The sequence below is a fragment of the Porphyromonas sp. oral taxon 278 str. W7784 genome, from assembly GCF_000467855.2.
In the GTDB taxonomy this organism is placed as follows: domain Bacteria; phylum Bacteroidota; class Bacteroidia; order Bacteroidales; family Porphyromonadaceae; genus Porphyromonas.
On record NZ_KI259221.1, the window covers coordinates 331417 to 336889 of the forward strand.

4 protein-coding genes and 1 pseudogene are annotated in these 5473 nt (G+C 54.4%); 4 read left to right on the top strand and 1 reads right to left on the bottom strand.

Annotated elements, in window-relative coordinates:
- The first annotated feature begins 441 nt into the window (after positions 1-441).
- The 4 genes from HMPREF1556_RS01330 (at position 442) to tpx (ending at position 4991) form a co-directional block, all read left to right on the top strand.
- A complete protein-coding gene (locus HMPREF1556_RS01330) occupies positions 442-1668 on the top strand; it encodes a hypothetical protein (protein WP_021666383.1) in 1227 nt (408 codons plus the stop codon).
- A 144-nt stretch (positions 1669-1812) separates the two neighbouring features.
- Entirely contained in the window at positions 1813-3564 is a 1752-nt protein-coding gene (locus tag HMPREF1556_RS01335) for a phospho-sugar mutase (protein ID WP_021666384.1), read from the top strand.
- Positions 3565-3674: 110 nt separating this feature from the next.
- A complete protein-coding gene (locus HMPREF1556_RS01340; RefSeq protein WP_021666385.1) occupies positions 3675-4403 on the top strand; it encodes a 2-phosphosulfolactate phosphatase in 729 nt (242 codons plus the stop codon).
- An 84-nt stretch (positions 4404-4487) separates the two neighbouring features.
- Complete coding sequence (gene tpx, locus HMPREF1556_RS01345) at positions 4488-4991, top strand: thiol peroxidase (RefSeq protein ID WP_021666386.1); 504 nt, start codon at positions 4488-4490, stop codon at positions 4989-4991.
- 54 nt (positions 4992-5045) lie between these two features.
- Here tpx and HMPREF1556_RS08790 read toward each other — a convergent pair.
- A pseudogene (locus tag HMPREF1556_RS08790) lies at positions 5046-5473 on the bottom strand (hypothetical protein); the annotation flags it as partial.

Below are 5473 nucleotides of genomic sequence, written 5' to 3' on the forward strand. Positions count from 1 at the left end.
CACCCCTCCCGGGGTGCGTGAATTGAAACATCACGTGGTGTAGTCCTTATTGTCGCGGATGAAGTCGCACCCCTCCCGGGGTGCGCGAATTGAAATTCGGGAAGGCTACGGAACCGAGCCTCAGTCTGATGGGCCCACTCCCTGGGATACTCAGACTGAAAGAAAAGGAGCGAGAGTACTAAGATTGACAAGGTACCCCAGGGGGGGATGCCTCTAACGCTTTTTACTAAAACTATAGCAAGCCACAATTAAATGCAGAGACTCATTCACCTGCCCTTGGTAGAGGATTTCAGTTAGAGGGTTGAGCAGGCTATTGCACTCTCCTCCTCGAGAGAAGATTCAAATAGACCTCCCCATAAGATACGTGAAGCTCATGATTACAGCTTATTCCATATATTTGTAGTGCAGTAACATTCTTTAACCATCCATAATTACAAGCTTATGAACAGGATACTTAAACTAGCGGCATTCGTCCTTTTGCCTTGCCTTGCTTTGTCCTGCTGCAAGAAAAACAACGAAGAGCCCAAGCCTGAAATTAAGACGGGGAAGTTCAGTCAGATCTTACCCGATGAAAATGGACAGCGTGCAGCTGTTGCTCCCATTGCGTTCTCTCTCCCCGAGGGGAAGGAGTTTAAACTCCAAGTCGAAGGTGTGGGTGATCTAACTCTGGTCGGAGCATACGCTACAGAGGTGAAGGGGATCTACAAAGCTGGGAAGTCTGGGAAGGTAGGTATCGAAGGGAGCCTCAATATCTTTGACTTGACCAGTGATGATATCACAGAAGTCAAGGTACAAAAGAGCTCTCCAGCCCTGAAGAGACTGGTTGTACTCACGGAAGACTATGGGAACTCCAACCTAAAGAACATCTCACTCGATAATGCTCCGAACCTAACCTATCTCTGGCTAGCAGGGCATCAGCTCGCCACTCTTGATCTGACAAAGCTGGGGAAACTGGTTCTGCTTGGGCTAGGTAGCTGGGGAGGAAAGAGCAACAACCCCTACTTCCCGGGTAAGGAACGGTCTAGTGACTATAAGAAGGTGCTCTTGCCAGCGAACAATGTAATCGAGTATATCTCTACTCGTTCGCCCCTAACGAATGAGTCCATTGACCTCGATAACCTACCTAAACTGAAGGTTCTCATGGCTCAGTCTCCTCGGTTCTCTAAGGTTTCTCTCGCTAAGAGCCAGGATATTCGCCAAGTTATTATCATGAGACCCTATGGAGGTGAACGCTTTGACATCGACCTAGAGAATAAGCCTCAACTCGAAGACATTTCTCTTCAGGAGACTGGTCACTTGATCTTCAAGGTACACAATGTACCCAAGCTCTCTGCAAAAAAGAGCACCCTTATTATTTCAGGCGCTGAGACCGTAGATCTCGCTGGCATACCGGCCGAGGCGTTCGCCCCAATCTTGTCCAGCTTCAGCGGAGCTAAGGTTGCGAACCTCTCCGTTGCTGGTAAGGATATCGAATCGCTCAACCTCACTAAGTTCACTTCTCTCAAGAAGCTCACCCTCAAGGCTACGGGCATTAACGAGGATGCTCTCGTAAGCATCGTCAATGCTCTGCCTAGCACGAACGGGGTACTCATCCTCGAAGCTTCTCGTGCGACAGCAAAGGTCAAGGCTGCTCTACAGAGCAAGGGCTGGACTACCGCTGAGAACTAATCCCGTAGGTCTTTCCTACTTCTTCCCCTAGCTTCGCCTCCTTGGTCGCTCGATGAGCCCAAGGAGGCGAAGCCTTTTTCTTTGCCTAAAAGTCTTATCTTTGCTCACAGTAGAATCTTGACTTTCACATACATCCAAAGACATATGGAACAAGACACATTTTTAGCGCAAGTCCGAGCTAAGGCTCAAGGTTGGCTCACCCCAGGCTACGATAGCCAGACACGTGCCGAAGTACAACGCCTACTTGACGCCGAAGACTCTACGGAGCTCGTTGAATCCTTCTACAAGGATCTTGAGTTCGGCACGGGAGGTCTTCGCGGAATCATGGGCGTAGGCTCTAACCGCATGAATCGCTACACCGTAGGGGCTGCTACCCAAGGTCTAGCTAACTATCTGAAGCAGGAATTTGCCTCTCTCCCCGAGATCTCCGTAGCTATCGGACATGACTGCCGTAATAACAGCGATGTCTTCGCTCGTATCGCCGCCGAAGTCTTCTCAGCTAATGGGATCAAGGTCTATCTCTTCGAAAGCCTCCGTCCTACGCCTGAAGTCTCCTTCGCTATCCGCGAGCTTGGTTGCCAGAGCGGCGTCATGATCACCGCCTCGCACAATCCTAAGGAATACAACGGCTATAAGGCTTACTGGTCCGACGGCGCTCAGATGCTTGCCCCTCACGATCGCAATACGATCATCGAGGTAAACAAGATCACGAAGGCTGAGGACATCAACTTCACCGCTCGCCCAGAGCTCATCCACTCGCTGGGGGAAGACTTCGACAAGCTCTTCATCGAACGAGTAGCTACCCTATCTGCGCCTCAGAAGGACTCTATTGCTCGCCACCACGACATCAAGATCGTCTACACCCCGATCCACGGGACGGGCGTTCGGATCATCCCTCAGGCGCTCCGGGCCATTGGCTTCACGAACATCATCAACGTCCCAGAGCAGGATGTCGTCAGTGGTGACTTCCCTACCGTTTATTCGCCCAACCCCGAAGAGCCAGCCGCACTGGAGCTTGCTCTGGCACGTGCAGAAGCTACGGGGGCTGACCTCGTGCTGGCCTCTGACCCCGACGCCGACCGCATCGGAGTAGCCGTCCGCAATGAAGAGGGCAAGATGGTGCTGATCAACGGGAATGAGATCTGCGCCCTGCTGACTTACTACGCCATCATGAGCCGTAAGGAATCGGGGCTCCTGCAGAGTCAGGACTACGTAGTCAAGACGATCGTGACGACGGAGCTGATCAGAGCCATCGCCGAGAAGAATCACGTGACCCTCTTCGACTGCTACACCGGATTCAAGTGGATCGCCGACGTCATCCGCAAGAACGAGGGCAAGCTCAACTACATCGGCGGGGGCGAAGAGAGCTACGGCTTCCTGCGTGAAGACTTCATCCGTGACAAGAGCTCCGTCTCGGCTTGCTGTATGTTCGCCGAACTAGCAGCATGGGCAGCAGATCGCTCCCTCTCGATCTACCAGCTCCTCCAGCAGGTCTTCCTCGAATACGGCCTATATAAGGAGCAAGGCGTCAGTGTCGTCCGCAAGGGTAAGACGGGTGCCGAAGAGATCGAAGCGATGATGAAGAACTTCCGTAAGAATCCCCTGAAGACGCTCGCCGGAAGCCCTGTAGTCGAAGTCCTCGACTACGCTAAGCTCCAAGGCGTCTGGCTAGACAAGGGCGAAGTCTTCACCCTCGACATGCCCACGACGAGCAACGTACTGCAATACAAGACGGCAGACGGGACGAAGGTATCTATCCGCCCATCGGGGACGGAGCCCAAGATCAAGTTCTACATCGGCGTACGTGGCAAGGCCTCCTCTAAGGAAGAGCTACCCGCCGCTGAGGCCGCCTGCCTCGAGAAGATCGCAGTCATCCGCCAGGAACTAGGCATCTAGTCGCCGCTCCTTTGCACAAGCATTTCTCCAGCGCACTACCTCCCAAGTAGCAGGATGCACGTGAGCATCCCTCTTGGGAGGTAGTGCCGTATCTACCAGTCCCACCACGCATGAATATCTACCTCTGCCCTTCCCCCGAGCTGTATCCGCTCTACCATCGAGCTGAGAGCATCGTCATCATCGTCGACATCTTCCGAGCCTCGACGACGATGGTAGCGGCGTTTGCTCACGGGGCCAAGGGGATCAAGGCCGTTGCGACGACCGAGGAAGCGGAGCTCGAAGGGAAGCGCATCGGCGCCCTCATCGCCGCCGAGCGCAACATCGTCCGCTGTCCCTTCGCCCAGCTGGGCAACGACCCCACCGAATACACGACGGAGCTCGTCTCTGGGCGAGAGATCGTCTTCACGACGACCAACGGCACCCGAGCCCTCACCATCGCCCAGGAGCAGGGAGCCAAGGAGATCCTCGTCGGAGCGCTCACTAACCTCCAGGCCACCATCGACTACTGCCGTCAGGCGGGGCGAGACGTCGTCATCCTCGCTGCGGGCTGGAAGGGGCAGGTCTCCATGGAGGACTTCCTCTACGCCGGCGCCTTCGCCCTTCAGTCTGGGGGAGAAGCCTCCGACGACTGCGCTCGCATGGCCCTTGACCTTTGGAAGGAGCACGCCCGCACCTTCGAGGGGCGCCTCAGCTACATCCGCACGTCGGAGCACTTCTCTCGCCTACTTTCGGCTGGCTACGAGGATGCCGTGCCCTACTGCATGAGCCTCGACCTCTTCGACATCGTCCTTCGCCTCGAGGAGGGATGGCTAAGGCCCCACTTCCTGCGTGCCGAGTGAACAACCCCCGGCCCAAGCAAGTTTCTAAGACAAAGATCATTCACCCGGGCTCCTTCACGGGCGCTCTCAAGACAATTCAATCCAATGGCAACAGTCACTCTCAAGAACAGCATCACCGTACACCTCGGTGGCGAACTCCCCGCTGTAGGCACCATCGCTCCTAACTTCGGCGGCGTCAAGACCGACCTGAGCGAGCTCCATCTCGAAGACCTCCGTGGTCAGCGTGTCGTCCTCAACATCTTCCCCAGCGTCGACACCGGAGTCTGCGCCGCCAGCGTGCGTCGCTTCAATGCCGAAGCTTCGAAGCTCGACAATACCGTCGTCCTCTGCATCTCGAAGGACCTGCCCTTCGCACAGGCTCGCTTCTGTGGCGCTGAAGGTCTGGACAAGGTCGTCACCGTCTCCGCCTTCCGTCACAATTGCCTCGCCGAGCACTACGGCGTCCAGCAGCAGGACGGCCCCCTGGCTGGCCTCTTCGCACGTGCCGTCGTCGTCATCGACGAAGCGGGGAAGATCCTCTACACCGAGCTCGTCCCTGAGATCACTGAGGAGCCTAACTACGAAGCAGCTCTCGCAGCTCTGAAGTAGGAAGCCCTCGGCTTTCGCCCCCTGAAGAAGGAGCTCCTTAGTCCCATCGCTGGGCTAAGGAGCTCCTTCTTTTTCGTCCCGCTCTAGGGGGAAAATTCCCCTTCCACGGGCCTCGCTCCGCCCCTGCTTGGGCAAGGCGAAAAAACGCCGTATATACGGAGGAAAATTTCCGTATATAAGAAAATTTATTTCCGTATATACGAAAAAATATTTTCGCATATGCGGAAATTTCTTTCCTTGCGGAAGGAAATTTTTCGCCTTCCGCAGGGCGTAAAATTTCCGTTCGAAAGACGCCAAAATTTCCTTCCGCAAGAAAATATTTTTTCTTCCGCAAGGAAATAAATTTTCTTGCGGAAGGAAATTTATTTCCGTGCGCACGAAAATTTCACGCTCTGCGGAAGGCGAAAAATCGACGTTCGAAGGCGGGGAAATTTTCTTACGTAAGAAAAAAAATTTCCGTACGTAAGAAAAAATATTTTCGT

Coding starts and splice junctions, on each gene's coding strand:
- HMPREF1556_RS01335 (WP_021666384.1), top strand. CDS start 1,813: ATGGAACAAGACACATTTTTAGCGCAAGTCCGAGCTAAGGCTCAAGGT.
- HMPREF1556_RS01340 (WP_021666385.1), top strand. CDS start 3,675: ATGAATATCTACCTCTGCCCTTCCCCCGAGCTGTATCCGCTCTACCAT.
- HMPREF1556_RS01330 (WP_021666383.1), top strand. CDS start 442: ATGAACAGGATACTTAAACTAGCGGCATTCGTCCTTTTGCCTTGCCTT.
- tpx (WP_021666386.1), top strand. CDS start 4,488: ATGGCAACAGTCACTCTCAAGAACAGCATCACCGTACACCTCGGTGGC.